Source organism: Prauserella cavernicola, assembly GCF_016595675.1.
Classification (GTDB): Bacteria; Actinomycetota; Actinomycetes; order Mycobacteriales; family Pseudonocardiaceae; genus Prauserella_A; species Prauserella_A cavernicola.
Map to the genome: position 1 here is coordinate 366223 of NZ_JAENJH010000006.1, position 23816 is coordinate 390038.

Here is a 23816-nt window from a genome sequence, read left to right on the forward strand (position 1 = left end):
GGCACATCGATGTTCAATCTCGCACTGCTCGCCGCGCGCCCTCCGGAATGGACGCACGACGAGTTCATCGCCTGGTGGCGCGGCGAGCACGCCGAGGTCACCTACCCACTGCCCGGCCTGCGGGCGTGGCGGCACACCGCCGTGAGCAGCGCGCTCGAGCCGCGCTCGGAGGGCTGGGACGGGCTCTCGGTGCTCAGCTTCGACGACGAACGCGCGGCTCGCGCCGCGCTCGCCAGCGAGGAGTGGGCCGCGGCGGTGCGGCACGTGGGTGCCATGCGCGGCAAGCGGATCGCCTTGCTCGGCGACGAACGCGAGATGTTCCGGGCCTGAGGAGGTTGTCGCGGTGAAGGAGCTCGTCGCCGACCTCGACCGGCGCAACGCCGAAGACCCCACCGTGCTCGCCGCGGTGGACGCCGACGGCACGTACACCCTCGGCGAGCTGCTCGCCGCCGGTGACGCGCTCGCGGCGGCCGTGCGGGCGTGCGCTGGTGCGGAACCCACGGTGCTGGTACAGGCCGACAACACGTGGCGCACCGTGGCCGCCGCGCTCGCGGTCGGCCGCCTCGGCGGCACGCTCGCCCTGATCAGCAGGCACTGCACGCGGCCGGAGTTCCAGGCCGCCGTGGAGGACCTCGAACCCGACGTCGTGCTCACCGCACCGGAGCGGGCGGCCGAGTGGGCCGTCGCGGAAGTCCGTCCGCGGGTCCACGGCGACGTCCTCGACGGCTGGTGCCTCGCCGGTGAACGCGTGCGCGCGTCCGGCCGCTGGGGCGGTGGCGTGGTGATCGGTCTGACGTCGGGCTCGACCGGCCGTGCGAAAGGCGTCGTGCAGTCCGAACGCTCCCTGCGGTACGCCTCCCAGGAGACCGTGGCCGCCGTCGGGCTCCGGCCCGGTGACGGCGTCGCGGCCCTGGTGCCGCTGTCGTCGGCCGCGGCCGTGTGCTTCGGGCTCTACCTGCCGTTGCTGCTCGGCGGGCGACTGCTGTTGTGCGACCGGTGGGAACCGGCCGAGGCCGTGGAGCTGATGGCGCGACACGACGCCCGGTGGACGATGTGCGTACCCACGATGGCGCTGCAGATGGGTTCCGCCGCTCGCACCGAAGGCATGCTGAGCGCGCTGACGGCGATGACCGTCGGCGGCGGTCCGATGGACGCGGGCGCGCTCGGCCGCGCCGAACGCAGGCTCGGCACTCGCATCCTGCGCGTGTTCGGCATGTCCGAATGCCTGGGGCACACCACACCGAGGCCCGACGATCCGGAGGACCTGCGCCTCGGCACGGACGGAATCCCCTTCCCCGGCACGGAGTTGCGGGCCGTCGACGAGTCGGGCTCGCCGGTGCCGACGGGGTCGATCGGCCGAGCCCAGGTCCGGGGACCGTCACTGTTCGCGGGCTACGCACGGCGCGGCGAGGTCGAGCCGCCCGCGCTGACCGAGGACGGCTTCTTCCCGACCGGCGACCTCGTCGAGATCCGCGCCGACGGCGCCATCTCGATCCGGGGCAGGGAGAAGGACATCATCATCCGCGGCGGACGCAACATCGACATCACCGAGGTGGAGACGGCGATCGCCGCCCATCCCGGGGTCGACCAGGTCTGCGTGGTCGCGGTGCCCGACGCGGTGCTGGGGGAGCGGGTCGCGGCGTTGCTGGTCACCGCTGACGGGCTCGAGCTGCCGCAGATTCAGCAGCACCTCGCCGGCATCGGCCTGATGAAGGGGAAATGGCCGGAGTTCGTGTTCCGAGTGGACGATCTCCCGCAGAACCGGGTCGGCAAGATCTCCCGGGCCGACGCGTCTCGTCTGGCCAGGGAACTCAGGGACGGAGCACCCGCCTGACGAGCCGGGCCTCGGCCTCGGCGCAGAGAGGAACATCCATGTCGGATCGGAACGTGGACCTGCTGGTCATCGGCGGGGGAATGGCCGGGCTGACCGCCGCGGCCCGCACCGCGCGCGACGGCGGGTCGGTGCTGGTCGTGGAGCGAGCCGACACCGTCGGCGGGTCGGGTCTGTTCGCGGGTTTCGTGTGGACCGCGGCCTCCCACGAGGTGCTGACCGAGATCAACCCCGACGGTGATCCCGCGCTGGCCCGGCACCTGGTGGACGGCTTCGCCGGTGCGGTGGACTGGATTCGCGACCTCGGCGTCACCTGCGCCGATGCCGTCACCGTGCTGCGCTACGGGCGGGGTCACCAGTTCGACACGGCTCACTACGCCTCGGAGTGTGCCCGGTCGATCAAGGAGCGGGGTGAGCTGTTGCTGCTCAGCACGGTTCGCCGGTTGCTCGAGGCGGACGGTGCGGTGCTCGGCGCGGAGATCGAAACCTCCGACGGCGAGGTGCACACGGTCCGAGCCCGCCACACCCTGCTCGCGACCGGCGGGTTCCAGGCCGATCCCGCACTGCGCGCGGAACTCATCCACGAGCACGCCCGGGACGTCGAGCTGCGATCCAACCCGAACAGCGACGGTGAGGGGCTGCGGCTCGCGCGCACGCTGGGCGCCGACATCGGGTTCCAAGGAGCCGGTTTCTACGGCCACTTGATGCCCTCGGGCGTCCCGCTGACCGACTCGTCGCTGTTCGTGGACCTGGCTCTCTACTACAGCGAGCACGCGCTGCTGTTCAACCTCGCGGGCGAGCGCTTCGTCGACGAGACCGTGGGCGATCACCTGAGCACGATGGCGCTGCTCGACCAGCCCGAGGCCAGGGGACTGCTCGTCGCCGATGCGCGCGTCCACCGCGAGTGGATTACCGGGTCCTATGTGGAGGGTGTCGCCGGGCTGGACAAGTTCGCGCTCGCGCAACGCCGTGGAGCGCGCTGCGCGATCGCGGGCAGCGTGGCCGAGTTCGCCGACATCCCCGAGGAGTGGGGCTACGACGGTGTCCGGATTCGCGACGTCCTGGCGGAGACGAACGAGGCGGCTCTGGCGGGTCGATCGACCGTGCCGGGCCGAGTTCACGACCCGCCACCGCTGACGGAACCGCCCTACTACGTGGTGGAGACCCGTCCGGCGGTCACGTTCCCCCTGACCGGAATCCGCATCGACACGCGAGCGCGCGTGCTGCGGCCCGACGGGAGCGCCGTGCCCGGTCTGCTCGCCGCGGGCTCGGACGCCGGAGGTCTGTACCACCGCGCCTACGCCGGAGGTCTGGCGCCCGCCCTCGTGTTCGGATTGTCCGCCGCGGAAACGGCGGCCGGAGAATCGCTCTGACGCACGGAGGCTTTCTACGGTTCCACAACGGTGTCATCGTCTGATATCTCTGTGTGAATGTTGCCGCGATAGCCGATTCTGCCCGTCCTCGTGACGGTCGTTCGACCGACACGCGGACGCTACCCGCGAGTCAACTATTGTTGCGCCCGTAAGGATCGGGGCACGAGAGACGGATCTGGGGCTGCGGATCCAATCCGCGATCGCGTGGATCACAGTGTGCCGTCGACAATGTCGGTGGTATGCGCATTCAGATCTGCCGAATGGTCCCGCCCCGGATTCACTGGTGCATCAGAAGGGATTTTCATGAGGTCGAAGCGTTTGCGTCGGGCCGGGACGTCCGGCGCGCTGGTCGCCGCGGCGTTGGGCACGTCGATGGTCGTCGCGCCCGCGTCGGCATCCGCGGTGAGCGAGTGGAAGTGCTACGGCACGCAGGTCGAACGCTGCGCCACTGTCTGGTGGGACGAGGCTGAGGACACCTACCGGGCGCGGGCGAAGATCACTGACATGCCCGGTGGTGGCGCTTACGAAGTCAAGGTCACCAACGTCAAGCTCATCAACTTCGATGGCGACCGCTTGGTGACGGTGAAGTCCAAGCAGGACTACGATGGCTGGCACGACACCGAGGACCTGGCCGGTACCGCGACGGTCGACCCGTGCGACTACGGGAACCCGAGCTTCGAGGTCAAGGCGACCTTCAGCTGGAGGGGCGCGGGCTCCGGCGAGAAGACCTGGAGCCCCGACCAAGGGTGGAGCATGTTCTGCGACTGATCCATTGAACAACAACGCGTCCGTCCCGCACCGTGTGGTGTGGGGGCGGACGCTTTTTTTGTTGGTCTGCCGCACACCACGTGCCGACATGATCGGGATGACCGCTGGACGCCACGACGCCCTGACCGTCCGGGACGGTCAGGGCGTCGTGGCGTTGCTACGTGATCGTCAGCTGGCCCAGACGACGGGGTTGTCGCTGTAGGCGTCGCCCTCGTCGAACTGCGCACCCACGACGGGAGCACCCGTCGTCGCGGTGAGCGAGCAGGTCTCGTACGACGCGCCCGCGGTGGTGAACTCGTTGTCGGCGCCCTCGTTGTCGCACTTGCCGGGGATGTCGCCGATCAGCACGACGCCGGTGCCGCTGCCTCCCTCGAGCACGCCGTTGAGCTTCAACGTCGCGTAGGAGAGGTCGGCGCCGTCGACGTTCTCGACCTTCATCTTGATGAAGTAGGGCTTCATGCCCTTGGCCTTGTCGCCGAAGGCGGCCATGTCGGACTCGGCCCCCTCCTCGATCGCCGTGACGGTGATGGCGATCGTGCCCTTCTTGTCGCTCGTGTACTCGAACGGCAGCACGGCCCTGTCGCCGACGGCGAGCTCGGTGCCAGGCTCGGTGGTCTCCTCGTCGGAGGCGGCACCGTCGCCGCTGTCGTCACCGTCTTCGCTGTCGGCGGACTCGCTCTCGCTGGCAGGCGCGGACGCGGACGAGGACGCGGGCGGGTCCTGTGCGGTCGCCGACCCTTCCTCGTCGCCGCCACAGGCCGAGAGCCCCAGTCCCAGGGTGGCCACCATGGCCGCGAACACGATGCGCCTCTTGTGCACTACTACCTCGCTGTTAACAGAGCTGTCCGACACGACAGCTTCGAACGTTCGAATGAGCACGGAAAAGCCCATGATGCGGGGCATTTCCGGGTGCGCCGGAGCGGATACTTCTCCGGCAGACGAGGGGCACAATAGCCCGGTTCGATCACCGGGTGTGTGGGTCGTTCAACCCACATCGAGCGGTCGCCGCCCGGTCGATGTGACGGATCGGTCCCGGGGAGTGATCCCGCTCAGTCGACCACGGAATCCAGCAGCCTGTCGAGTGCGCGATGCGCGGCCTGCCGGGCATCGGCGTCGCCGGGGCGCTCCGCGAGCCACAACGCGGCCTCGTTCATGGCGCCCGACAACTGCGCGGTCATCGCGTCGAGCAGGTCGGAGGCCACTCCGGACTCGGCCAGTGCCTCGCGGAGGTGGACGACGGAGTTCTCCGAGTCGAACCGTCTCCACTGGGCCCACCCGAGCGCGGCAGGACCGTCCACGAGTAACACCCGGTTCGCTGGCGCCGTGGTGATCGCGTCGACGAACGCGTGGCTGCCCGCGCGCAGTCTCCCGGCGGCATCCGGCTGCGTGGCCGCCCCGGTCACGGCGCTCGCGACGGTCGCCTGAAGCCGCTCCGCCACGGCGCGGAACACCCCGGTCTTGTTGCCGTAGTGGTGGTAGACGGCGCCGCGGGTGACCCCGGCGGCATGGGCGACGTCGTCGAGTGACACGGCGGCGAAACCGCGTTCGGCGAACAGTGTGGTCGCTCTGTCGAGGATCTCCTGGGCTGTCGCCGCAGCCGCGGCGGCGGATGCTCGGGGCACGGGGCTCCTTTACGTACGTCATGTATGTATACTCGTCCACATTTACATACGCATTGTACGTAAAGGAGTGCGAACATGACAGCGACGAGCTTCTATCCCGTGATGATGTCGCGGGAGGTCGCCACCGCGGCGACCTTCTACCGGGAGGCGCTGGACTTCGAGGTCACCTTCGACAGCGGCTGGTACATCAGCCTGCGGCGGGGGGACTTCGAGCTCGCGATCGTCGACCACGACCACGGCACGGTGCCCGACGGCTTCCGCGTGCCCGTGCGCGGGCTCATCCTGAATCTGGAGGTCGACGACGTCGACGCGGTGCACGAGGCGCTGACCGGGCGCGGGTTCGTGCCGGTGTCGCCGCTGCGCGACGAGGACTTCGGGCAGCGGCACTTCATCGTCGAGGCTCCCGACGGTGTGCTGCTCGACGTGATCCAGCCGATCCCGCCCACCGGGGAGTACGCGGACGCCTACGCGGGAGGGTCGCTCGCGGGTTGAGCACAGAGACCACAGTGGACGCTGTGAGGTCAGCACGTCGGGTGATCACGAACGGGTCAGTCTGTGGAAGGGCCGGCTGCTACGTCGATGCGGGGATCCACTGGAAGACAAGGATTTCCGCGGCCCTAGCCCGTTCGCGCTCGGGCGGCGACGCAGGGGGTGGGTGAGTGACGCGCCCAGTTTGGCCGACCGGGGTGTGGGTAGCCGCCCCGTGATCAACTCAGTCACCGCCCGAGCAACAGGGAAGGAATCGTCATGACTCAGGCCATTGTGAAGCGAGTGGCAACAGGCGTCGCGGCAGCGGCGGGTGTGCTGGTACTGGGAGTCACCACCGCGTCCGCCGCCACCGTCGAGCCGCAGCAGACCGGAGAGGTTCCGCCGTGCACGTCCGACCAGCTGATGTTGTCCACGAGTGAGCCGCGGCCGGGTGACGTGTCCGATCAGTACCACCTGACGATCGGCTTCGAGAACATCTCCGAGACCACGTGCGGCGTGGACGGACTGCCCACAGTGGACCTCGTCGGTCCCGACGACCCCCTGTTCGGCGACACCTACCGCCTTCCCGAGGGGATGGCGAACGACGACTTCGTCGACCTCGTACCCGGGCAGTCCGCCGAGATCGCCGAGGTCACCGTGCTGACGCCCAGCGAGGGCGCCGAGGCCTGGACCCCGAACAGCATCCAGATCACCCCTCCCGGCGAGGAGGACGCGCTGACCAGTGACTGGGGTGACCTGCCGGTGTTGCGCCAGGACGGTGCCACCCATCCCGGCTCCTATGTGCAGGGCATCGGCTGACCTGTCATCGACGGGGGCGGGCCGTGCGCGGTCCGCCCCCGTCGTCGGGTCGTCCAGTGTCGACGACCAGTGCGAGCTGGGCGCGAAGCGCGCCGAGCGCGGTCTCGGGTGTGAGCCGCGCGCTCAGGACGTGCACGGCGAGGCCCTCGGCCGTGGCCAGCAGCGCGGTCGCGATCGTGGCCGGGTCGATCGAGTCGTCGCGCCGGGCGAGTGCGATCCGGCTCTCGAGGAAGCCGCTCAGCTTCGCGTTCTGGGTGGCCAGGTCGGTGGCGACGTCCGGCCTGCGGGAGGCGTAGGACTGGAACGCCAGCGCGACCCGCGCCTCCTGGCGTTCCGGTTCCCCTCGGGGGATGAAACAGCCCAGGATCGCCTCGATCACCTCGGCGGGCGAGGGATCGGGCGCGAGTGCGGCGATCCTGGTGTCCACTCGCCGCTCGTAGCGCTCGCTCGCCGTGGCCATCGCGAAGCGCAGCATGGCGTCCTTGTTGGGAAAGTAGTGCTGCACCAGGCCCGCGGTGACGCCGACCTCCTCGGCCACGTGGCGAAGGCTCACCGCTTCCAGCCCGTCCCTGGCGGCGACGCGGAGCAACGCGCTGGCGACCTGACGCCTGCGTTCCTCGTGGTCGACGCGTTTGGGCATGGCGACACGTTTTCACATTGCAGTCGTATTGACAACGCTCGACCGAGATCCTTACCTTGCAGGCGCAAGGCAAGGATGTGGGAGGCCGACATGACCGATCACCCCGACGCTCAACTCCTCAGGACGGCCCTGGACGCGCTCAACGCCGGCGACCTCGACGCGTGTGTCGAGCTGATGCACCCGAACTTCCTCATCAACCTCGCGGGCCTGCCCACGCAGCTCGTCGGACGCGACGTCTGGCGTGCCGGGGTCGAACTACTCAGGGCGGCGTTCCCCGACGTCCAGATGGAGATCGAGGACACCTTCGCGGTCGACGGCCGGGTCGCGGTCCGCAACACCATTCGGGGCACCCACCGAGGGGACTTCCACGGCGTCGCTCCCACCGGCAGGACGATCGAGGTGATGAGCAACGAGATCTACCGGGTCGGGAATGGACTGATCCTCGAGGAGTGGATCGTCACCGACAACGCGACGCTCTTCGCGCAGATCACCGAGGGGCTTCCGCTCACGTCGCTGGAGTAGCTCCCATTGTCCTCTTCTTCGTGAGGCGATGGCCTCGCCCGCGTTCGTTGCCGGAGATCGCCTTGACCGCGGATGGGCATGCGCGACCCCCGGCGGTCCAGACCTCGGATGGCAGCATCCGGCCGGCCGCTGCAGTCTGTCCTCCTGACCGGCTCGACCGTGCGAACTCAATCGCGACTTCGGGCAATAAGGAGCATGACCATTACACGATTGCCTGCTCGCGCCGGGTCGGGTTCCGGGCCACCGGGCTCGGAGGCCGACGACGAGCGACTACTCGCCGAGTCGTTCAGTGAGCCGGAGCGGTTCGCCGGGTTGTTCGACCGGCATGCGCCGGTCGTGCACGGCTATCTGGCCCGCAGAGTCGGGCCGCTCGCCGACGACCTGCTGAGCGAGACCTTCCTGCTCGCCTTTCGAGGGCGCGACGGCTACGACCCGGCTCGCGGACCCGTGCGTGCCTGGTTGTTCGGCATCGCCACGAACCTGGTGCGGCGACACGCCCGCGACGAGGAACGTCGCTACCGCGCGCTGGGCAAGGCCGTGGCGATGTCGACTCCGTCCTCGGGCGAGGTCGACACCAGTACGGCGGACCGGGTCGACGCACAGGCGGTGAGCGCCGAACTGGCCTCGGCGCTGGGGGCGCTCCCGGAGCAGGATCGGGACGTGCTCCTCCTGTGGGCCTACCTCCAGCTCCCGTACGCCGAGATCGCGGGAGCACTCGAGATCCCCATCGGCACCGTGCGGTCCCGGCTGCACCGTGCCCGCGCCGCTGTTCGCGCCCACCTCGGCCCGCGCTGGCTGACGAACGAGGAGTCCGCATGACGAAGATCGACGAGTTCAACCTGGTCCGCGAGCACGGCCCGGCCGCGCATAAGCTGTCCGACGACGTGCTTGCCGGCGCCCGCGCCGAACTGATGAACGAGCTGAGTGCGGCTCCCGCCCTCGACCAGGCCCCGGCGCGCCGCGGGCCGCGGATGAAGTTCCGCGTGGTGGCGGCTGCCGCGGCCGCTCTGGTCGTCGGGCTCGTGGTCGGTGTCAGCCAGCTCGGCGGGACCGGAACCGAGCAGGCGGGCCCCGGTTCGCCCAGCCCGATCCGCCTGGTGGAAGCCACGGAGCCGACCCTTCCACCGGAACTGCGGCCGATTCCCGATGGTCTGCAGCTGATCGGTTACTCGGCCGAGCCGGGGTGGATCGGGCGAGGATACGGTCCCGTGTCGCCGGAATCGGACGACCGCGTCAACGTCCAGACCTCCTGGAACGGGCACAACCCGCAGAACATGGGCGTCGACTTCGAGGAGACGTCCTACAACGGACAACCGGCCTACGTCGCCCAGATCGAGTCCACCGAGGGCGAGGGCGCCGGAGACACCTACCGGACGGCCTACCTGTCGTGGGAGAGCGCGCCCGGCGTGTGGACCGTCGTGACCGGCGACGGGCGGTTCGCGTCCGAGGACGCCGTGCGGACGCTGGCCGACTCGCTGGTGGCGAGCCGCGACCACGTCAAGCTGACCATCGGCGTCGCGCCCGAGGGCTGGGTTCCGGTCTCGTTCAAGGACGGCGTGACGAGCTACGAGGACCCGGACTTCTCCGACCGCGAGATCACCGTGAGCCTTCGCGACGGCCTGGACGAGAACTTCGCCGAGGGCAGTGAGGTCCCGGTCGCGGACAGCGGCGAGGCCACCGTCAACGGCAAGCCCGCCGACGTGCTGGAGCTGGAGAACGGGGCGTGGATGCTGCAGGCACAGCTGCCCGACGACAGGGCGTTCCTGGTTCAGGCGTCCGACGACTTCTCCAGGGATCAGGTGGTCGAGCTCGCCGAGGGCGTGTACGCCCCGTAGGCGTCGACACCGGACTGCTGGGCCGTGCCGCATCGGCACGGCCCAGCAGTGTGGCACGGGGACCTCACTCGATCGACGTGTTGATCCCGCCCGACGGAGGCAATCCGCCTCGCCGCGCTGGCGCGGGAGCGTGGTCGCCCTATCGTTTCCGGGAGAACGTCCGAGTTCCGCCCGCGCAGCAAGGAGTTGTGATGGACGAGTACGCCGTCGGGGACACCGTGCGCATCACCGGGAGCACGATGACCGGCAACGTGGGCACGGTCGTGCACATCGATGCGGCCAGGGAGAAGTACCTGGTCCGTGTCGACGCCGTCACCCAGAACTGGTTCGGTGCCGGCGATCTCGAGCGGTTCAGCGCGAACTGATCGACCGGTGGCGGCCCTGGCTACCCGCCGGGGAGTTCACCGTCGTAGCGCGTGATGACCCGTGCGGAGCGCGCTTGTCCTGGCCAGAGCACGACGAGATATCGGTCGTGGCCGTCGCGCCCGTCGCCGGAGATGGTGTCGAGGCCGCGGTAGTAGACGCGGGCGGTGTACTCGCCGGGCGGGATGTCGGTGCGGGGGATGCGCTCGGTGCGGTCGCTGGACGAGACGATGATCCGGCCGGTCGGGGCGCGTAGGCCGCCTTCGGCGACGTGGTCCCAGCCCGCGGTTTCACGGTCGGGTTCGGCGACGCTGACCTCGAGAGCGACGGGAACGGTCGTCCTGCGGGCCGTGCCGACGCCGAGCACGTCCTGTTCGGTTGCGACGAGGTTGTCGATCAGCTCGCCGGCGAACTCGTCCGACAGGTCCGGGCGCAGCGAGTCGTCCTGGACGAGGAAGTAGTTGTAGTCGGCGAAGACCGCGAGGTCCGCGTGAACGAGGCGTCCCGGCTCACTGTGGCTCGGGGGAGTGAGCGAGTCGCCTGCGGAACGGACCGCCTGCCCGGCGTCGCGGGCAGGCGGTCCGTGTGTCACCTCGACGGGATCACGCATCCCGCTTCTTGGCCACCGCGACGGCCAGCACCATCGCGACCACCGCGATGCCGGCGAAGTAGGCCAGCGCCCAGCCCGGGCTCAGCGGAGAGGTCGACGTCGCCGGGTCACCGTTGCCACCGCTGCCGCTGATGAACCGGTCCGCGACGTTGAACGGAAGCCAGGCGTAGATCTTGTCCCCGATGTCGGGGATCACCCTGACCAGGCTCTCCACCGCCAGCATGTAGATCAGCAGCAGGGATACCGCACCCGCGCTCTGGCGGACGACGATGCCCACCGCCACCGCGATGACCGCGGCGAGACCGTAGACCAGGCTGATGCCCGCGACGTTGATCCACTTGGCCGTGGTGTCCAGCGCGAGGTTGCCCTCGGGCTGCAGCAGCGTCGCCACCGCCCAGGAACCGAAGCCGGCCACCAGACCGATGAAGGTGGCGAGCAGACCGACGACCACCGCCTTGGCCGTGAGCGCGGCGCCCCGGCGCGGGACGGCCTGGAACGTGGTGCGGATGGTGCCGAAGCGGTACTCGGTGGTCACCGCGAGTGCGGCGAGCACCATGACCACGGCCATGCCGAAGCTGTAGCCGGCCTGACTGGTCGACACGGTGATGGATTCGGCGGTGGCGCCCATCAACGCCGCCAGGCCGATGGTGACGACCAGCGCGACGAGCATGCACCACCACGGCGAGCGGGTGGTGAACAGCTTGATGCGTTCGACTGCGAGCAGTGTCATTGTTGCCGTTCCTTCGAGATCAGTTGGTGCCCGACGCCAGCACCTGGCCGGGTGCCTCGTCCAGGTCGCTGTGGTACTGCACCGAGTCGCCGGTGATCTGCATGAAAGCCTGCTCCAGCGAGCCCTGCTGCGGGCTCAGCTCGTGCAGGACGACGTTGTGGGCCGCTGCCGTCTCGCCGATGTTCGCACTGTCCATACCGGACACGATGATCGCGTCGTCCACCTCGTGGACCGTCGCTCCCGCGTCGGTGAGCGCGCCGCGCAGCCGCTGCAGGTGGGGGCTGCGCACCCGGACGGCGTCGTCGGACGCCCTGGCCACGAACTCGTCGGTGGTGCTCTGTGAGATCAGCTTGCCCCTGCCGATCACCACCAGCTCACTGGCCGTCAACGCCATCTCGGACAGCAGGTGGCTGGACACGAACACGGTCCGGCCCTCGTCGGCGAGCCGGTGCATGAGATTCCTGATCCACAGGATGCCCTCGGGGTCGAGTCCGTTGACGGGCTCGTCGAACATCAGGATCTCCGGATCGCCGAGTAGCGCGCTCGCGATACCGAGGCGCTGCGACATCCCGAGGGAGAAACCGCCGACGCGCTTGCCCGCCACAGCGGTGAGGCCGACGGCGTCGAGCACCTCGTCGATCCGCTTGGCCTGAATTCGGTTGGAACGGGCCATCCAGGCCAGGTGCGCCCGCGCGGAGCGGTTGGGGTGCACCCACCTCGGGTCCACCAGCGCGCCGACCTTGCGCAGTGGGTACTTCAGGTCCTGGTAGATCTTGCCGTCGATGCGGATCTGCCCGGAGGTGGGGTTGTCCAGGCCGAGGGCCATGCGCATGGTCGTCGACTTGCCCGCACCGTTCGGGCCGAGGAAGCCGGTGACCTTGCCCGGCTTGACACTGAACGACAGGTTGTCCACCGCGACCGTGTTGCCGTATCGCTTGGTGAGGCTGACCGCCTCGATCATGTCTCCTCCTGTAGCCGACGCCGGCCAGTGCAGTCATCCGATGGTTGCTCGACGGCGAGCGCCGACGATGCTAGGACGTACTGTGGCTCGAATGAGCGACCCGATGGGGATGATCAAGGAACTTTCGCTCAAACGAGTTGACGGTGTCCCAAGGGCATGGTTCGCGGTGTGCGAGTCATCGAACTGCCCGTTGTGGACTGTCCCAGGTGTACCGACGCCACCCGATCCGGCTACGTGCCCGAACGTCGTCCCAGTACCTGGTTCAGCACCTCGTCGTTCCACTGGAGATACTCGACGGTGACGCCGCCGTGTCGCACGTAGTAGCCACGGCCGGTCTGCGCGACGAACCTGCTCACGATCTCGGCGCCGTGTTCGACGAGCTCGGAGACCGTCGCGTCCACGTCGTCGACGATGAGTGGTCCGAGTCCGTGGCGGTAGTTCTCGCTGTCGCCCGCGATCAGCAGCACGTCTCCGATGGCGGCGAGTTCGAAGCCCTCGAACCGGAACCGGAGATCGGCCTTCCGGCCATGGAGGTTCTCGAACCAGGGCAACGCCTCCTCGATGTTCTCGACGAACTCGCGGGCGTAGGTCTTCAGGATGGTCATGCCGACCACCAGACCAGGAACGCGGCCGCTCGTGCGGCCCGATACCGGATCGTCCGCGCCGTGATACTCCGGCGGTATCGCTAGGCGCGGCCGAGAGCCGTGAGCCGGTCGCCCACTCCCTCGCAGTGAGCGGCCGTCGTGGCGAGGAACGCGCCGAGCGCGGGCGAATCGTCGGTGCGGCGAAAGCTCAGGCACATGTCCGGCAGCCGGACCGGTGGGTCCACCTCCACGACCCGGGTCTCGGCGCGTGCCAGTGACCGGGCGCTCGCCGGTAGCAGTCCGACGCCGGCGTCGCAGGCGACGAGGCCGACGATCGTGTGCACGTCGCGCGCACGGGTCACCTGGGCTCGCCCGCCCCGTCCGTCGAGGACTCCGGCGAGTGCGGCGGCGACCGCGGGCTCGTCGTGGTCGGACACGGTGACCACCGGCTGGCCTCGCAGCTGGTCCGGCTCGATCGCCGGGCGGGTGGCGAACGCGTGGGCCCGGTGGCACATCACGACGAGGTTGTCGGAACAGATCGGAATCGACACCAGCCGCTCGGCGCCAGAGCCCGCGGGGCCACCCCGGCAGACGGCGACGTCGATCTCCCCGGCCAGCAGCGCGGCGGCGCAGTCCGAACTCGAGAGTTCACGTGCTTCCAGGACCACGCCCGGATGGGACGCGCGGAACCTCGCCAGCAGCGACGGCAGCAGCGCGACCAGCGCCGACCCGACGAAACCCAGGCGCAGCACCCCGGACTGTCCGCGCGCGGCACGGCGTGCCGCGCCGGTCGCCGTCTCGACCTGACGCAGGATCTCCCGCGCGTGGTCGAGCCACACGGCCCCGGCGGCTGTCACCCGAACGCCCTGTGGGGTGCGGTCGAACAGCCGCACCTCGAGCTCCTCCTCCAACGCGGCGACGTGCCGGGACAAGGGAGGCTGCGCCATGCCGAGCGCACGCGCGGCTCTGCCGAAGTGGCCGTGGCGCTCGATCTCGAGTGCGAAGCGCAGGTGACGTAGCTCCATCGTTTCTCACTCCGCGGGGTCAGGGAAGACGCTCTCTCGATGGACGAGCAGGCCACCGTGGAAATTCCCGCGAGAGCCGTGGTTGGCTCTGGCATGACCGAGTTCAGATACGAGCCGGACCTGGTTCGAGCGCTGCTGCGCGAACAGCATCCGGATCTCGCGGACCTCGAGCTCCGGGACGTCGCCGGTGGCTGGGACAACCAGCAGTGGCGGCTCGGGACGACGCTGGCCGTTCGCCTGCCGCGCACCGAGCGCGCTCCGTCCCTGCTGCGGATCGAGCAGGAGTGGCTGCCCGTGCTGGCCGAGCGCCTGCCGCTGCCGACGCCGGTCCCCGTGCGCATCGGCGAACCCTCGGCGCTGTTCGCGCACACCTGGACGATCACGCGCTGGGTGGAGGGCGAACCGGCGGACCGCGCTCCGATCACCCGGCCCGGCGCCGCCGAGGTGCTCGCGGAGTTTCTGACGGCTCTGCACCAGCGGGCGCCTGTGCACGCCCCGCGCAGCTCGACGCGCGGCATCCCGTTGGCCGCGTTCCGGGACGAGTTCACGCGCTCGGTGTCGGTCCTGGTCGACGACGAGCGCGCCGCCGCGGCCCGCGAGGTCTGGGAGCAGGCGCTCGCGGCGCCCGCGTGGGACGGGGCGCCGACCTGGCTGCACGGCGATCTGCACCCCGCGAACGTGGTCGTGGGGGAGGGGACGCTGTCCGGCGTGATCGACTTCGGTGACATGTGCGCGGGTGACCCCGCGACCGACCTGTCCGCGGCCTGGATCCTGCTGCCCGCGGGCGCGGCGGACCGGTTCTTCGACGCCTACGCGCACGCGGACCCGGCCGCCCTCGCGCGGGCCCGGGGCTGGGCCGTCCTGCGAGCCCTGAACCTCATCAGCATCGGACGTAACGGCAGGCTCGGTCTGCCCGGCGGCAAGCCGACGTGGGAACCGGCGGGCCGAGCCGCGCTCGACCGCGCCGTCGCCGTGAACTGACCATTCGCGGTCAGTTCACTCCAGGTCGAACGTGCGCCGAGCGCGCTCGATTTCCGGCAGGTTCGTCGCGGCCCAGGCCAGGAGGACCTCGACGGGATCCCTGAGCGTCTTGCCGAGCGGGGTGATCCGGTACTCGACGGCGACGGGCCGGGAACTGAGGAGCACGCGTTCGACGATGCCGTTGCGTTCCAGCCGCCGCAGCGTCGAGGTGAGCGACTTCTGCGTCACCGCGGGAATGGCGCGGCGCAGCTCGTTGAAGCGGCAGGGTCGCTCGCAGAGCTCGTTGAGGATGCTCAGCGACCATTTGTCCAGCACCTGGTCGAGGAGCTCGCGGTGCGGTGCCGAGATCCTGAGCTCGTCGTGATCGTGCGCGGTATCCATGCCGATACCTGGCCTCCTTGAAGTGCCCTTTCGGTACCAGGTAGCAAGGGTATACCTAGTCGGAACTCGAGAGGAGCCCTCGATGTCTGTGCACCGCTTCACACCGGACGGGATGCTGCAGCCCGCGCCGTACCACCATGTCGCCGTCGGCACGGGGACGCGGCACGTGCACGTCAGCGGCCAGGTCGCGCGTACCGGAGACGGCGCGCCCGTCGCTCCCGGCGATCTCGCAGGGCAGGTCGCGTACGTGCTGAGCAACACCGCGCAGGGCCTGGCGGGCGCGGGTGCCACGTTCGACGACGTCCTGCGGCTGACGTTCTACGTCACAGACTGGGAGCCGGAGAAGCTCGGCGCCTTCATGGAGGGCGTGGAGCGGGCGACCCAGGAGCTCGGCCTCCCGCAGCCGATGCCGCCCGCCTCGCTGATCGGGGTCGACCACCTCTTCGAACCGGACGTGCTCGTTGAGGTGGAAGCCGTCGCGATACTGGACTGACCGCGCCTCCTCGGCCCGATGGCAGGTCGCGGTCAGCCATCGGGCGTCCCGGCCGGGAGACCCGATATCGTCGCCACCACGCCCCGGCCGGACAGCGACGATGGATGTGATGGGCCAGATGGACGCGGAGCGGGTCGCCACCGTGCTCGCCAGGGTGTCCAGCCGTGCCCGCGTCGGCCACACCTCTGTCGAGGGCGACCAGAGTGTGCTGAACTGCGCGGAGTGTGGCAGTGATGTGCACCTGCGGCCTGCGCAGTCCGGCTTGCCGCCAGCGATGCTCCCGATGTCGCGCGGCGACTTCTACATCTGCGGGACGTGCCGGAAGGTCTCGGCGCCCGCGCACGAGGTCAACAGGGAACTACAGGCGCTGGTCGAGGACGCATGGAGTGACGACGCCTGGCGCCGGAACTGGTTCGCGCCAGCCGTCCAGGAGGTCGAAGCCGAGATCGCCGAGGCGCATGCCGTGTACGCCTGGTGCGCCGACGCCAAGCACGCGCGGCGCGCTCTGCGGAAGGGCAGCGACCGGCACGTGGACCTCAGGTGGTCCTTGTACCAGCTCGGCACCAACACGGTCACGCTGGTCAAACGGCGCGCTGCGCTCGCGGAGCTGTCGGGCCGTGCGCCCCGAGCCGATGCCCCACGGCTGGCCAGGCTCGTGGAGGCCGAATTCGCCTACGCCTCGGTGTTCCTCCATGGGGGAGACCGCGTGGACTGGTTCTTTCGGGCACCGAGTGGCCGTGAGATGACCCGGGCCCTGGCGCGTGAGCATGGTGGGCGGCGCAAGCTCAACGCTCACGCCGCGGAACTGCGGGATCTACTGTGGACACTGCTCGCCGAACCTGAGTGGCGCGACGCCGACACGTCCGTGCTGTGGGAGGTCACCGCGCTGGCCGAAGACTGGGGGACCACGTCGATCTCCCAGATGAAACGGTGGACGGCGCTGGTCACCGCGGCGGCCGGTGATCGCCGGCTGGTGCTGGCTCCCGAGAACCCGGGCGGATCGCGAGTCCACATGAGCTCGTCGGAGAGCCCTGGCTGAGACGACCTGCCGGACAGGTCCTAGATCTCGGCTTCTGGGTGATCGCCGTCGGTCAGGCCGGTGGCGTAGGCCTCCGCCACGTCTCGACAGAACCGGAAGAGGGGTTCGGCTGTGGAGCCGTCGAGCCAGCCCGGCCGGGTCTGCGCGAGCCCTTCGGAGCCGTCGAAACCGAACAGTTCGTTCGCGCTGGCGCGGAACTCGTCGGTCAGCAGCTGGTCGATGGGGATGCCGGTGTTGTTCCCGGCGTAAGCGCTGAACGGGACCGCGACCGTCCGTCGGCGTACAGCGTGACGACCTTCCGCAGGCCGTTGGCCGACGGTCCGGGCGCTTCGAGGGCGATACGCGCGGGGCCCAGCCGACGCCGGTAGCCCAGCTTCTCCCAGCGAGCGACGATGTTCCTGGCCGCGTCGCGCGAGTCCTCCGCCGTGAATTGTGCCCAGAACTCGGGCAGCGACACCGTTTCGGCGTGCTTGGCCTTCTCCACCTTCGTGGTGAACGAGTTGGGTTCCACCACCGCGGTGAACAAGGGCGCCCAGCGGCTGGTCTCGATCCGCACGGCCTTGGCTTCCACGAGCCAGACGGAGATGCCTCGTTCGGTGTCGAGTTCGGCGACGCTGTTCAGGTAGCCCGCGACAGCGCGGAACTCGTCGCGGTGTTCCTCGGCGACAACGACCAGCCCGCGGGCGTGACGGGCGACGGCGTAGGCGAGTCCTCGGGTCAGATGGTCGTGGTCGGCTCGACCGTACTGGTTCTCGATCACGAACTCGGAACCGTCGTCGCTCTCGGCGACGATGTCGATACGTCGCCCTCCGGAGGTGGGAACCTCCGATTCCCCGATGGCCGCGAGGTCGACTCCGATCGCCGCGCCGAGTTGGTCCAGCTGCTCCGCGAGCAGCGGGGTGAAGTCAGTCGCCTCACCCTGCCACGCTTCGGTCAGCCGTCCGAACACCAACCTCGCCATCCCAGTCACGACCGTAGATATAGCACGACGATCGCCGGTACCCGCGCGGTCGGGGAAGATCCACGTGCTCGGTCAGCTCCTCGACCGCGGCCTGGCACGCCATCGAGCGCCGTCGCATCGCCCGCGAACCGCGCCGTCACGGTGTTGCGCTCGGCCAGCAGCTCGTGCGGAGTCAGGTGCAGGACCGTTCGCAGCCACGCCGCCAGCACGATCGACGTGTAGCGGTGTCCTGGCCGTGCTGGGCACCCGGCGGCAAGGGGGTGTCGTTCCTGGCGGTGACGCACCCACCCTGAGCGGAGTGGGGTTGGCCCCACCTGGATCCGGGGGCGGGCATGATCGAGTTTTCCGCGCTTCGGCCGCAGGATCATCGGCATGTCTTCCAGTGGTGTCCTCGCCCGGTCCCTGGTTCGTCCGGTGCGTCATGGTCTCGTGGCCACCGCGACGGTCGTTACGCTCGTCGGCTGCGCCACACCACAAGGCCCGTCCGGCGGCGACCCGGAGTCCGGTCCAGTGCGGGCGATCGAGGCGCACTCCCGCCCGCTGGACCCGGGCGCGCTCGCCGCGATGGCCGGTGCCGCGGAGGTGGTGGGCCTTGGCGAGGCCAGCCACGGCGCACGCCAGTTCTTCGCGCTCAAGGGCGAGGTGTTCCGGCACCTGGCGACCACGCGGGGGTTCACCACCTTCGTGCTGGAGACGAGTTGGAGCACAGGGCTGCGGCTCGACGACTACGTCGTGCACGGCATCGGTGATCCCGCCGCCATCATGGCCGAGGAGTTCCAGGGCCAGTACGTGTTCTGGAACAACGAGGACTATCTCGAACTCGTGGAGTGGATGCGCGAGTACAACCTCTCCCACCCGGGTGAGCCGGATCTGCGCTTCGTCGGCAACGATCTCGGCTACCCCGGTCCGGACGCCTTCGCCCGCGTCACCGACTACCTCGCCGAGCATGAACCGGAGCTGACCGGCCGGATCGGGGAGCTGTACGCGGACCTGCGGCCCGCGCCGGGAACCCAGGCGGGGCAATGGATGGCGGAGCAACTCGGCAAGGAACAGTCGCGACGGGACACCGACGCCGAACGGGCTCGCGAGGCCACGGCCCTGATCCGGGAGCGGGCCGAGGGCACGCCCGCGCACGAGTGGGCGCTGCGCAATGCGATGGCGATCGAGCAGAGCTTCACCGGATACGCCTTTCCCGACGAACGGTTCGCCGACCGCATGCGGTACCGGGACGAGGTGATGGCGGACAACACCGTGTGGTGGCTGGACAACGGCGGCGGAAAGGTTCTGCTGGCGTCGAACAACAGCCACGTGGCCTACACCAGTGCCGACCCGGACTTCCCCGATCCCACCGGTGCGGGGTTGCGGGAGCGGATCGGCGATCGGTACGTCAACGTCGGGCTGACGTTTCACCAGGGCACGATCGGCGCGTTGCCCGATCCCACCGCCCAGGAACCGGACACGTTCACCGTCCCGCCCGCGCCGGAAGGGCACACCGAGCACACCCTCGATGAGGTCGGCCATCGTGACTTCGCACTCGACCTGCGCACCGCCCCGGCGAGCGTGCGCGACTGGCTCGCCCCGGCCCGCCCGACCCGGTCGTACGGGCTCTACTGGGCTCCCGAGGCGCCGCGCATCGCCGTGCTCGACAGCTACGACGTGCTCGTGCACCTGCACCAGGTGGAGGCGGCCGGGCTGCGCTAGACCTGGCCGAGCGCGGCGAGCGCGCCGAGGCCGACACCGGCGACGAGGACGGTCGACATGGCCCCTAACGCGAGCCCGCGGCGGCCGGTGCGCAGCAGAGCACCGAGCCGGACACTGCTCCCCAGCCCGAACAGGGCGGCGGCGAACAGCAGTGTGGTCAGGACGTTCGCGCGTTCGAGCACCACCGACGGCACGACCCCGGCGCTGCGAGCGAGCATCATCACCAGGAAGCCGACCACGAAGAGCGGCACGATCGGCGGCCGTGCACCGGAGCCTGACTCCGCATTCCTGCGCTGCATGATGCTGACGCCCGCCACCATGGGCGCGAGCAGCACGACCCGGGTCAGTTTCACGACCACGGCCACGGCGACCGCGGCGGCACCGGCGGGCGAGGCCGCCGCGACCACCTGGGCGACCTCGTGAACGCTCAGCCCGGCCCAGGCGCCGAGGTGTTCCGGTGCCATCCCGAGCGCGCCGCCGAGTACGGGCATGAGGAAGATCGCCAGGCTTCCGTAGAGGGTCACGAGGGTCACTCCGGTGGCCACATCTTCTTTGTCGCTTTCGGACACACTGTCCATGGCCGCGATCGCGGAGGCCCCGCAGATCGAGAATCCGGTGGCCACCATCAGGCCCAGGCCCCGGGACACCCCGATCAGCCGTCCGAGCAGGATGGTGCCGAAGAACGCGACGAGCACCGTGATCACGACCGCGACCACCGTCCCGGCGCCGAGCCCGAAAACCTCACCCAGCCCCAGTTGGAGACCCAGCAACACCACGCCGACGCGGAGAAACTTCTTCGTCGCCCAGCGCAGTCCCTGCTGCGCGGACGCCGGAAGCAGGCCCCCCACGCAGACACCCAGCACCACCGCGATGGTCAGCGCCGAGATCGCCGGCGCCACCTGGTTGAGTCCGAACGCGACAGCGGTTCCGGCACCGGCCACGAGCAGACCAGGCAGAATTCCACGCAGGGTGGACGGGTCGCTTCGCAGAGTGTCCGTTCTCGCTGGGTTCTTGACCATGTTCGGATCCTCACCCCCGTGGCGCGGTCCCGGTACCCGTCAAGCAACTCGCACGACATAGCCTTTGTGCATGGCACGACTACCCGACATCGAGTCCCTGCGGCTGCTCGTGCTCGTCGGCGAGCACGGGAGCCTCACCGGTGCGGCGACCGCGAGCGGGATCAGCCAGCCGTCGGCGAGCAAGCGCATGAACGTCCTCGAGCGGATGCTCGGCGTCCAGCTGTTGGACCGGAGCCGGCGGGGATCCGCGCTGACCCCGGCGGGAATGCTGGTCAGCGGCTGGGCAGGGCGAGTGCTGGACGAGGTCACCGTGATGCTCGACGGCGTTGAGGCACTGCGCCGCGAGCGCAGTGACCAGCTCTCGCTGGCCGCCAGCCTGACGGTGGCCGAGCACCTCCTGCCCGCGTGGATCGGCGAGCTGCGCCGGGACACCCCGGGCCTGCACGTCGGTCTCCAGGTGCTGAACTCGGCGCGGGTGCACGAGCTGGCGCGCCAGGGTGACATAGATCTCGGCTTCGTCGAGTCGCCGGGCGGGTTGCCAGGGGTGCGAACCCGGGTCGTCGCCCAGGACCGCCTGGTGCTGGTGGTGTCGCGGGACCACAAGTGGGGCCGACGCCGCCGCGCTGTGGATCCGGTCGAGCTCGCCGCCACACCGCTGATCAGCCGCGAGCGCGGGTCGGGTACCCGCGACACCGCGGAACGTGCCCTGATCGACGCCGGTGCCGAGCCGGTGCCGCCGCTGCTCGAGCTGGGCTCGTCCACCGCCGTGCGCAGCGCGGTTGTGGCCGGGGCGGGCCCGGCGCTGCTGAGTGAGCTGATCGTCGCGCAGGATCTCGCCACCGGGCTGCTCGTCGAGATCCCCACGACGGGAGTCGACTTCGGCAGGACGCTGCGGGCGGTCTGGAGCGCGAGTAGGCAGCCCGCCGGCCCGGCGGCGCACCTGCTGGCGATCGCACCCCGGCTACTGCGCTGAGCGCGTCCTGTGTGGACGGTGTGGGATCAGCCGGTGAGCTTGGCGAGCCACGCGTAGACGCGGTTGGTCCACACCTCCTGGCCGAGTCCGCCGCAGTGGCCGTCGGCGCCCTCGGCCGCGGTGAGCGTGATGAGGTCCGAGGGGGCCGTCAGCGCGTCGAGCAGGAGCGCGCCGTCGCCGCCGGTGAAATCGTTCTCCGCCTCCACGATCAACGTCGGGCAGGTGATGCGGGCGGCGTCGTCGAGCGTGTCGAAGCGGCGCAGCTCGGCGAAGTAGGTCTCGAGGTCGAACACGCCGTGGGAGGCCATGCGGGCGCGGAAGAACTCGCCGCGGTTCTCGCTCAGGAGCATCTGTGCGCGCAGCAGCGGCAGCGCCACGCGCGCGACCACACCCGTCGGTAGCCGGTTGGCCAACCGGGGCTGGGCGGGATCGCAGACCAGCCCGGCGAGCCGGTGTTCGAACGCGGCCCCTCTGATCACGAGGTAGCCGCCGAACGAGCGGCCCAGCAGGACGACCTTGGCGGGGTCGGCCTCGGGGCGCGTCAGCAGCCAGTCGACGACGGGAGTGAGGACGGCCTCGAAGTCGGGTCGCAGCGGCAGCCCTTGCCGGTAGAGCGCCTCGCCCTGCCCCGGCCCCTCGAACGAGAGCACGTTGTAGTCGCGTTCCAGGGCGGCGGGCACGTTCTGCCACCCCGCCTCCGCGGTGGAGTCGTAACCGCACGGCAGGAGGATCGTCGGCCTGGCCCGTGGGGGCCCCGGCGGGACGAACAGATACGCGTGCAGGGTCGTCTCCTCGTAGGGGATCGCGACCTCGTGCGCCGGGTGGGGGAGATGCGGGAGTGCGTCCTGGAACGTCGAGACGTGCGCGTCGTAGGAACCGTGTAGCAGTGGATTGTCGAGATCGCCGCGGATGAAGTAGAACGCCTGCCGGTAGTACTCCGACGCCCTGAGGTACGCGTGTGCCGCGCCCACCGGATCGCCCGCGGTCTCGGCGTCGGCGGCCAGCCGGGCGGCGCGCTCGGCGGCACGGGTCCAGCTGCGGTGCCAGTCACCGGGCCGCTGGCGCCGCACTGTGCGGGCGGTCCGGAAGCACTCGCCCGGATCGCTGGCGTGCACACCCGCGAGCGCGAGCGTGCGGGCGAACTGGCCGTCGAAGGACGGGTCTCGGAAGTAGATCCGTGCCGGGTCGCTCATCTCGTTCGCCTCCACACGAGTCGGGTGCCCCGGTCCCGAGTGTGAGTGCGCCGTTCAACGGGGTGAAGCGCGGGAAATATAAGCGCTTCGCGCGGCCCCCGTTCCTAGTCGCTGCCCGCGGCGGAGATCGCGACCCTGGGCCGCGGCGCTCCCAGCGGCCGATGAGTTCTCGCCCTCCACCGGGTCTGTCCGACTATCGACCCGGCGAAAGGCAGGACCAGCCATGACGATCGTGACCGCACAGCTGTCGGTGTCCCTGGACGGGTGTTATGCCGGGCCGTTGCAGAGTGACCCGCGCGACTGGCTGAACGGGGCCGAGGCCGCGGGATTCTTCCGCGTCACCAGGTGGGTCATCGACGCGCAGGCGTGGCGGGAACGGCAGGGCATCTCGGGTGGCGAGCGCAGCGTCAACTCCGACATCGTCGCCGAGCAGTTCGCGTCGGCGGGCGCCTACGTGATGGGGCGGCGGATGATGGACGGCGGCGAAGTTCCGTGGGGTGACGAGCCGCCGTTTCGGGCTCCGGTGTTCGTCGTGACCAACCGGCCCAAGAATGTCCTCCCTCGGGAGGGCGGCACGAGCTTCACCTACGTCACCGATGGCGTCGCGAGTGCCGTTGATCTGGCCCGTGCCGCGGCGAACGGCAAGAACGTCGCCATCGCCGGTGGTGGTTCGCTGGTTCGCCGGGCGCTCGGGCTCGGTCTGCTGGACGAGTTGGAGCTGCACATCGTGCCCGTCGTCCTCGGTGACGGCCTGCGCCTGCTCACACCCGAGCTCGGGCTGGGTTCCAAGGAAGGCATCGACCTCACGCCGATCCGGGTGCTCGAAACACCCACGGTCACGCACGTCAAGTACCGCGTCGAAGGGCGCTCCGAGCTCGTCCTCGACAACCGCGGGCGCGACGGTTCGTGAGAGGGCGCCGGTGG

The 23816-nt window shown here is 69.8% G+C and carries 28 protein-coding genes; 16 read left to right on the forward strand and 12 right to left on the reverse strand.

The genetic code is table 11. The features are described from left to right. Positions 1 to 9: 9 nt before the first annotated feature. The 4 genes from JHE00_RS24125 (at position 10) to JHE00_RS24140 (ending at position 3972) form a co-directional block, all read left to right on the forward strand. Positions 10 to 330, forward strand: a complete 321-nt coding sequence (locus JHE00_RS24125; protein WP_200322007.1) for an EthD family reductase — start codon at positions 10 to 12, stop codon at positions 328 to 330. 13 nt (positions 331 to 343) lie between these two features. Continuing rightward, the gene (locus JHE00_RS24130) at positions 344 to 1834 is read left to right on the forward strand and encodes a class I adenylate-forming enzyme family protein (RefSeq protein ID WP_200322009.1); all 1491 of its coding nucleotides are present in this window, start codon (positions 344 to 346) and stop codon (positions 1832 to 1834) included. A gap of 38 nt (positions 1835 to 1872) precedes the next feature. After that, a complete protein-coding gene (locus tag JHE00_RS24135; RefSeq protein WP_200322011.1) occupies positions 1873 to 3204 on the forward strand; it encodes an FAD-dependent oxidoreductase in 1332 nt (443 codons plus the stop codon). A gap of 303 nt (positions 3205 to 3507) precedes the next feature. Beyond that, the gene (locus tag JHE00_RS24140; RefSeq protein ID WP_200322013.1) at positions 3508 to 3972 is read left to right on the forward strand and encodes a hypothetical protein; all 465 of its coding nucleotides are present in this window, start codon (positions 3508 to 3510) and stop codon (positions 3970 to 3972) included. Between the two features lie 168 nt (positions 3973 to 4140). Here JHE00_RS24140 and JHE00_RS24145 read toward each other — a convergent pair whose 3' ends face one another. Both JHE00_RS24145 and JHE00_RS24150 read right to left on the reverse strand, forming a co-directional pair. Then, positions 4141 to 4791, reverse strand: a complete 651-nt coding sequence (locus tag JHE00_RS24145) for a hypothetical protein (protein WP_200322015.1) — start codon at positions 4789 to 4791, stop codon at positions 4141 to 4143. A 230-nt stretch (positions 4792 to 5021) separates the two neighbouring features. Beyond that, positions 5022 to 5594, reverse strand: coding sequence for a TetR/AcrR family transcriptional regulator (locus JHE00_RS24150; RefSeq protein ID WP_200322017.1), 573 nt, complete (start codon positions 5592 to 5594; stop codon positions 5022 to 5024). Positions 5595 to 5669: 75 nt separating this feature from the next. Between JHE00_RS24150 and JHE00_RS24155 the strand changes: the two genes are divergently transcribed. Together JHE00_RS24155 and JHE00_RS24160 are read left to right on the forward strand one after the other, a co-directional pair. Next, positions 5670 to 6086, forward strand: coding sequence for a VOC family protein (locus JHE00_RS24155; RefSeq protein ID WP_200322019.1), 417 nt, complete (start codon positions 5670 to 5672; stop codon positions 6084 to 6086). Between the two features lie 255 nt (positions 6087 to 6341). Continuing rightward, the gene (locus JHE00_RS24160) at positions 6342 to 6881 is read left to right on the forward strand and encodes a DUF4232 domain-containing protein (protein ID WP_200322020.1); all 540 of its coding nucleotides are present in this window, start codon (positions 6342 to 6344) and stop codon (positions 6879 to 6881) included. A 4-nt stretch (positions 6882 to 6885) separates the two neighbouring features. On the opposite strand, the gene JHE00_RS24165 is transcribed toward JHE00_RS24160, so the two are convergent. Beyond that, positions 6886 to 7521 carry a TetR/AcrR family transcriptional regulator gene (locus JHE00_RS24165; protein ID WP_200322022.1) on the reverse strand — a complete coding sequence of 212 codons (636 nt, stop codon included), beginning with the start codon at positions 7519 to 7521 and terminating at the stop codon, positions 6886 to 6888. A gap of 90 nt (positions 7522 to 7611) precedes the next feature. Between JHE00_RS24165 and JHE00_RS24170 the strand changes: the two genes are divergently transcribed. The 4 genes from JHE00_RS24170 (at position 7612) to JHE00_RS24185 (ending at position 10243) form a co-directional block, all read left to right on the forward strand. Beyond that, positions 7612 to 8043 carry an ester cyclase gene (locus JHE00_RS24170; protein WP_200322024.1) on the forward strand — a complete coding sequence of 144 codons (432 nt, stop codon included), beginning with the start codon at positions 7612 to 7614 and terminating at the stop codon, positions 8041 to 8043. 195 nt (positions 8044 to 8238) lie between these two features. Further along, positions 8239 to 8862, forward strand: a complete 624-nt coding sequence (locus JHE00_RS24175; protein WP_200322026.1) for an RNA polymerase sigma factor — start codon at positions 8239 to 8241, stop codon at positions 8860 to 8862. Beyond that, entirely contained in the window at positions 8859 to 9878 is a 1020-nt protein-coding gene (locus tag JHE00_RS24180) for a hypothetical protein (protein WP_200322028.1), read from the forward strand. Before JHE00_RS24175 ends, JHE00_RS24180 begins: the two co-directional genes overlap by 4 nt. Before the next feature lie 191 nt (positions 9879 to 10069). Then, entirely contained in the window at positions 10070 to 10243 is a 174-nt protein-coding gene (locus JHE00_RS24185; RefSeq protein ID WP_200322030.1) for a KOW domain-containing RNA-binding protein, read from the forward strand. Between the two features lie 20 nt (positions 10244 to 10263). Here the strand turns inward: JHE00_RS24185 and JHE00_RS24190 are convergent, their stop codons facing one another. From JHE00_RS24190 to JHE00_RS24210, 5 genes are all read right to left on the reverse strand, one after another. Continuing rightward, positions 10264 to 10851: a hypothetical protein gene (locus tag JHE00_RS24190; RefSeq protein WP_200322031.1), complete on the reverse strand. Its 588-nt coding sequence runs from the start codon at positions 10849 to 10851 to the stop codon at positions 10264 to 10266. Continuing rightward, positions 10844 to 11581: a hypothetical protein gene (locus tag JHE00_RS24195; protein WP_200322033.1), complete on the reverse strand. Its 738-nt coding sequence runs from the start codon at positions 11579 to 11581 to the stop codon at positions 10844 to 10846. The genes JHE00_RS24190 and JHE00_RS24195 overlap by 8 nt, the downstream gene beginning before the upstream one ends. Before the next feature lie 19 nt (positions 11582 to 11600). Continuing rightward, positions 11601 to 12542 (reverse strand): ABC transporter ATP-binding protein, encoded by a 942-nt coding sequence (locus JHE00_RS24200; RefSeq protein WP_200322035.1) that lies wholly within the window; start codon positions 12540 to 12542, stop codon positions 11601 to 11603. A gap of 230 nt (positions 12543 to 12772) precedes the next feature. Further along, positions 12773 to 13147: a VOC family protein gene (locus JHE00_RS24205; RefSeq protein WP_200322036.1), complete on the reverse strand. Its 375-nt coding sequence runs from the start codon at positions 13145 to 13147 to the stop codon at positions 12773 to 12775. Between the two features lie 80 nt (positions 13148 to 13227). Continuing rightward, complete coding sequence (locus JHE00_RS24210; protein ID WP_200322038.1) at positions 13228 to 14151, reverse strand: LysR family transcriptional regulator; 924 nt, start codon at positions 14149 to 14151, stop codon at positions 13228 to 13230. A 93-nt stretch (positions 14152 to 14244) separates the two neighbouring features. On the opposite strand from JHE00_RS24210, the gene JHE00_RS24215 reads away from it, so the two are divergent. Further along, positions 14245 to 15132 carry an aminoglycoside phosphotransferase family protein gene (locus tag JHE00_RS24215; RefSeq protein WP_200322040.1) on the forward strand — a complete coding sequence of 296 codons (888 nt, stop codon included), beginning with the start codon at positions 14245 to 14247 and terminating at the stop codon, positions 15130 to 15132. Positions 15133 to 15147: 15 nt separating this feature from the next. On the opposite strand, the gene JHE00_RS24220 is transcribed toward JHE00_RS24215, so the two are convergent. Further along, positions 15148 to 15513, reverse strand: a complete 366-nt coding sequence (locus tag JHE00_RS24220) for a winged helix-turn-helix transcriptional regulator (protein WP_200322042.1) — start codon at positions 15511 to 15513, stop codon at positions 15148 to 15150. 82 nt (positions 15514 to 15595) lie between these two features. Between JHE00_RS24220 and JHE00_RS24225 the strand changes: the two genes are divergently transcribed. Then, positions 15596 to 16006: a RidA family protein gene (locus tag JHE00_RS24225; protein WP_200322044.1), complete on the forward strand. Its 411-nt coding sequence runs from the start codon at positions 15596 to 15598 to the stop codon at positions 16004 to 16006. Between the two features lie 109 nt (positions 16007 to 16115). Then, entirely contained in the window at positions 16116 to 17045 is a 930-nt protein-coding gene (locus JHE00_RS24230) for a hypothetical protein (protein WP_200322046.1), read from the forward strand. A 205-nt stretch (positions 17046 to 17250) separates the two neighbouring features. Here JHE00_RS24230 and JHE00_RS24235 read toward each other — a convergent pair whose 3' ends face one another. Continuing rightward, positions 17251 to 18006 carry a PDDEXK family nuclease gene (locus JHE00_RS24235; protein WP_200322048.1) on the reverse strand — a complete coding sequence of 252 codons (756 nt, stop codon included), beginning with the start codon at positions 18004 to 18006 and terminating at the stop codon, positions 17251 to 17253. A gap of 372 nt (positions 18007 to 18378) precedes the next feature. On the opposite strand from JHE00_RS24235, the gene JHE00_RS24240 reads away from it, so the two are divergent. Beyond that, positions 18379 to 19707: an erythromycin esterase family protein gene (locus JHE00_RS24240; protein WP_230424828.1), complete on the forward strand. Its 1329-nt coding sequence runs from the start codon at positions 18379 to 18381 to the stop codon at positions 19705 to 19707. On the opposite strand, the gene JHE00_RS24245 is transcribed toward JHE00_RS24240, so the two are convergent. Further along, positions 19704 to 20726 carry a YeiH family protein gene (locus JHE00_RS24245; RefSeq protein ID WP_200322052.1) on the reverse strand — a complete coding sequence of 341 codons (1023 nt, stop codon included), beginning with the start codon at positions 20724 to 20726 and terminating at the stop codon, positions 19704 to 19706. The two genes, JHE00_RS24240 and JHE00_RS24245, sit on opposite strands and share 4 nt — an antisense overlap. Positions 20727 to 20796: 70 nt before the next feature. Here JHE00_RS24245 and JHE00_RS24250 point away from each other — a divergent pair, with 70 nt between their 5' ends. Continuing rightward, positions 20797 to 21699: a LysR family transcriptional regulator gene (locus JHE00_RS24250; RefSeq protein WP_200322054.1), complete on the forward strand. Its 903-nt coding sequence runs from the start codon at positions 20797 to 20799 to the stop codon at positions 21697 to 21699. A gap of 26 nt (positions 21700 to 21725) precedes the next feature. Here JHE00_RS24250 and JHE00_RS24255 read toward each other — a convergent pair whose 3' ends face one another. After that, positions 21726 to 22892: an alpha/beta hydrolase family protein gene (locus JHE00_RS24255; RefSeq protein ID WP_200322056.1), complete on the reverse strand. Its 1167-nt coding sequence runs from the start codon at positions 22890 to 22892 to the stop codon at positions 21726 to 21728. A 223-nt stretch (positions 22893 to 23115) separates the two neighbouring features. Between JHE00_RS24255 and JHE00_RS24260 the strand changes: the two genes are divergently transcribed. After that, complete coding sequence (locus JHE00_RS24260; RefSeq protein ID WP_200322058.1) at positions 23116 to 23802, forward strand: dihydrofolate reductase family protein; 687 nt, start codon at positions 23116 to 23118, stop codon at positions 23800 to 23802. The last annotated feature ends 14 nt before the right edge of the window (positions 23803 to 23816 follow it).